Raw genomic sequence first — 3,751 nt, forward strand, 5'->3', positions numbered from 1 at the left:
CGGAAGTCCAACGGACTTCCGGGCCCTTCGTTCACGTACAGGCGAAGGCGGTTACTCCGACTCGCCCCCGAAGCGCTCCTTGTACGCCGCCAGGTCCTCGTCCTGGATCTTGGCGAAGAGCACCGGCGGGACGGTGAACGGGGTGCCCGCGGGGACGGAGTTCAGGGTGCGGGCCTCGTCGGCCGAGACCCACGTGGCCGTGTCGTCGGGCAGCGAGAACGCCGCGCGCATCGCCGCCGAGGACGCCGGGATGAAGGGCTCCGAGACCACCGCGTACAGGTGGATCAGGTTCATCGCCGTACGCAGCGTCAGGGCCGCGCCCTCGGGGTTGCTCTTGATCTCCAGCCAGGGGGCCTTCTCCTCCAGGTAGGAGTTGCCCGCCGACCACAGGGCGCGCAGCGCGGCCGCCGCCTTGCGGAACTGGAGGGCCTCCATCTGGGTCTCGTACTCGGCCAGGAGAGAGGTGATCTCCTCGCCCAGCTTCGTCTCCGCCTCGCCGGCCTCGGCGCCCGCGGGGACCTCCTCGCCGAAGCGCTTCTTCGAGAAGGACAGGACGCGGTTGACGAAGTTGCCGAGGGTGTCGGCCAGGTCCTTGTTCACCGTGGCGGTGAAGTGCTCCCAGGTGAAGGAGGAGTCGTCCGACTCGGGCGCGTTCGCGATGAGGAAGTAGCGCCAGTAGTCGGCCGGCAGGATGTCGAGCGCCTGGTCGGTGAAGACGCCGCGCTTCTGCGAGGTGGAGAACTTGCCGCCGTAGTACGTCAGCCAGTTGAAGGCCTTGACGTAGTCGACCATCTTCCAGGGCTCGCGTACGCCGAGCTCGGTGGCCGGGAACATCACCGTGTGGAACGGGACGTTGTCCTTCGCCATGAACTCCGTGTAGCGGACGTCGGCGGCACCGTCGGGCTCGTACCACCACGACTTCCAGTCGCGGATCTCGCCGTCGGGGGCGGCGTCCGCCCACTCCTTCGTCGCGCCGATGTACTCGATCGGGGCGTCGAACCAGACGTAGAAGACCTTGCCCTCGGCGGCCAGCTCCGGCCAGGTGTCGGCCGGGACCGGGACGCCCCAGTCCAGGTCGCGGGTGATGGCGCGGTCGTGCAGGCCCTCGGTCAGCCACTTGCGGGCGATCGAGGACGCGAGCTGCGGCCACTCGTCCTCGTGGCGGGCCACCCACTGCTCGACCTCGCCCTGCAGCTTGGACTGGAGGAGGAAGAGGTGCTTGGTCTCGCGTACTTCGAGCTCCGTGGAGCCGGAGATGGCCGAGCGCGGGTTGATCAGATCCGTCGGGTCCAGGACGCGGGTGCAGTTCTCGCACTGGTCACCGCGGGCCTTGTCGTAACCGCAGTGCGGACAGGTGCCCTCCACATAGCGGTCCGGCAGGAAGCGGCCGTCGGCAGGCGAGTACACCTGGCGGATGGCGCGCTCCTCGATGAACCCGTTCTCCTTGAGCTTGCGCGCGAAGTGCTGCGTCAGCTCGGCGTTCTGCGGCGAGGAGCTGCGGCCGAAGTAGTCGAAGGCGAGCGCGAAGCCGTCGTACACGGCCTTCTGCGCGTCATGCGCCTGCGCGCAGAACTCCGCGACCGGCAGGCCCCGCTCCTTGGCGGCCAGCTCGGCGGGGGTGCCGTGCTCGTCGGTGGCGCAGATGTACAGGACCTCGTGGCCGCGCTGGCGGAGGTAGCGGGCGTACACATCCGCCGGGAGCATGGACCCCACCATGTTGCCCAGGTGCTTGATCCCGTTGATATAGGGAAGGGCGCTGGTGATGAGGTGTCGAGCCATTGCGGGCTGCTCCCGGGTCGCTACGTGCGGTGACGAGTGTCCGGATCGCGACTCGCCGCCTGGAATCCACAAATCGTAGCCGACGGGCAGGGGCCGCCCGCCCGGGGTTTTTCCCGGTCGGACGGCCCCTCGGGGACGGCGGCGCCTACGGTCGCCAGGCGCCGAGCAGGCCCGCGTACAGCTCCGCGTCCGTGAGCTCGTTGGGGACCGGGCCCGCGTGGAAGAAGGCCATGTTTCCGGGGTTCTCCAGTTCGAGCTTGCGGAGGTAGTCGAAGGCCTTGGACTCCGTCTCGCCGAAGGCCACGAACTGCCAGAAGACGGGGTGCTCGGCGGCGTCCTTGAGGGCCTGGGTGGCCGCGGTCCTGGACTCCGGCGCCCCGTCCGTCTGGAAGATCACCAGCGCCGGGCGGTCCGGGTGGTCGGACTTTTCGTGCAGGGCGACGATCTCGGCGACGGCGCGGTCGTAGTTCGTACGCCCCATGCGGCCCAGGCCCGCGTGCAGCTCGTCGATCCGGCCCTCGTACGCGTCGAGGGTGAGGGTGCCGGTGCCGTCGAGCTCGGTGGAGAAGAAGACGACGTTCACGGTGGCGGTCTCGTCCGTGTGCGCGGCGAGGGCGAGCACTTGCTCGGCGAGGTTCTGCGCGCTGCCGTCCTTGAAGTACGGGCGCATCGATCCGGAGCGGTCGAGGACGAGGTAGACGTCGGCCCGTACGCCCGTCAGCTCCTGCTTCTTCAGGGCGGTGCCGGCCGCCTTGTACGCGGCGACGAGGCCGGGGGCGCGGGACTTGACCCGCGCGAGGGTGTGGGCGGGCTTGCCGACCACGGTCAGTTCGAGGGCGGGCTCCGCTTCCTGTACGGGCTCGGGCTCGACGACCGGCTCGGGCTCGGCGGCGACCGGCTCGGGCTGCGTTTCCGCTACGAGGACGGGCTCCTCCTCGCGTACGGGCTCGGGCTCGGCTTCGACGACGGGCTCGGGAGCGACGGGCTCGGGCTCGGCGGCGACGGGCTCGGCCACCGCGACCGGCTCGACGACGGGCTCGGGCTCCGCGACCGGCTCGACGACGGGCTCGGGGTCGGCCTCCGCGACCGGCTCCGGCTCCGGCTCCGGTTCCGGTTCCGCCGAGGCGGCTGCCGTCTCCGCGGAGGTCGCGGGGGACGGGACCCGCTCGCCGAGGGACGGGTTGTCGAACGCGGCCGGGACCAGCTCGTCCACCGTGGACGGCGACGGCTCCTCTGCGGGGGCCGGCACCAACGCCGGGGGCAAGCGGGCGCGGCGGCGGCCGGAGCGGGCTCGGCGGCCGGAGCGGACTCCTGAGCGGGAGCCGGCACCGGAGCGGACGAGGACGCCGCGGGCGCCGTCTCCGTGGCGGGCGACGGAATCGTCGGCTCGGCGTCGGTCACGGCGACCGGCTCCGCCGCCCGCGCCGCAGGCACCGTACGCCCCCGGCCGAACACGTTCCGCAGGCGATCCAGAATGCCCATGTGCGCAACCCTTCAACGTGAGTTGTTCCCGGTTGTCCGGGTAATCCGTCACCCCTGGCCAGGGCGGACACGTAAGGTTAGCGGCCGCTCTCCGCGATCATGGGGAGCCCCTCATGAAGCTCACCCTCCCGCCTCGCACCCCGGCTCAACACCCCTCCATGCAACCGGGGTTCACCCGGCGTTCATGTCACGGCCGCCGCATTGCTGGCCTCCGCACCTAACGTCACGCCGGGACAAGCTTTCCGACACTCTGTCGGTGATCCAGCGCGGAGGGGAAACGTGCGCAAACTGCTGCCGCTCATCACGAAGGACGGTTCGCACCCGGGTGGACGGTCGGCCATGACGTGCCGCTTCCGCTGTGGTGACGCCTGCTTCCACGAGGTTCCGAACACCAGCGACAACGCATATGTCGGCGATGTCATAGCCGGTGCCCTGTCGAGAAGGTCGATGATCCGCGCCGCCGCGGTCGTCACGGTCGCCGGCGCGGCCG

At 70.4% G+C, this 3,751-nt stretch carries 2 protein-coding genes and 1 pseudogene; 1 reads left to right on the forward strand and 2 read right to left on the reverse strand.

What is annotated here, in order from left to right:
- Window positions 1-51: 51 nt before the first annotated feature.
- Together metG and JAO81_RS38195 are read right to left on the reverse strand one after the other, a co-directional pair.
- Window positions 52-1,779, reverse strand: a complete 1,728-nt coding sequence (gene metG, locus JAO81_RS38190) for a methionine--tRNA ligase (RefSeq protein WP_199552600.1) — start codon at window positions 1,777-1,779, stop codon at window positions 52-54.
- 145 nt (window positions 1,780-1,924) lie between these two features.
- Window positions 1,925-3,028, reverse strand: coding sequence for a VWA domain-containing protein (locus JAO81_RS38195; RefSeq protein WP_307814127.1), 1,104 nt, complete (start codon window positions 3,026-3,028; stop codon window positions 1,925-1,927).
- Between the two features lie 512 nt (window positions 3,029-3,540).
- Between JAO81_RS38195 and JAO81_RS38200 the strand changes: the two are divergent.
- Window positions 3,541-3,751: pseudogene (locus tag JAO81_RS38200) on the forward strand (phosphatase); the annotation flags it as partial.

This window comes from Streptomyces sp. N35 (assembly GCF_016464295.1).
Lineage (GTDB): Bacteria > Actinomycetota > Actinomycetes > Streptomycetales > Streptomycetaceae > Streptomyces.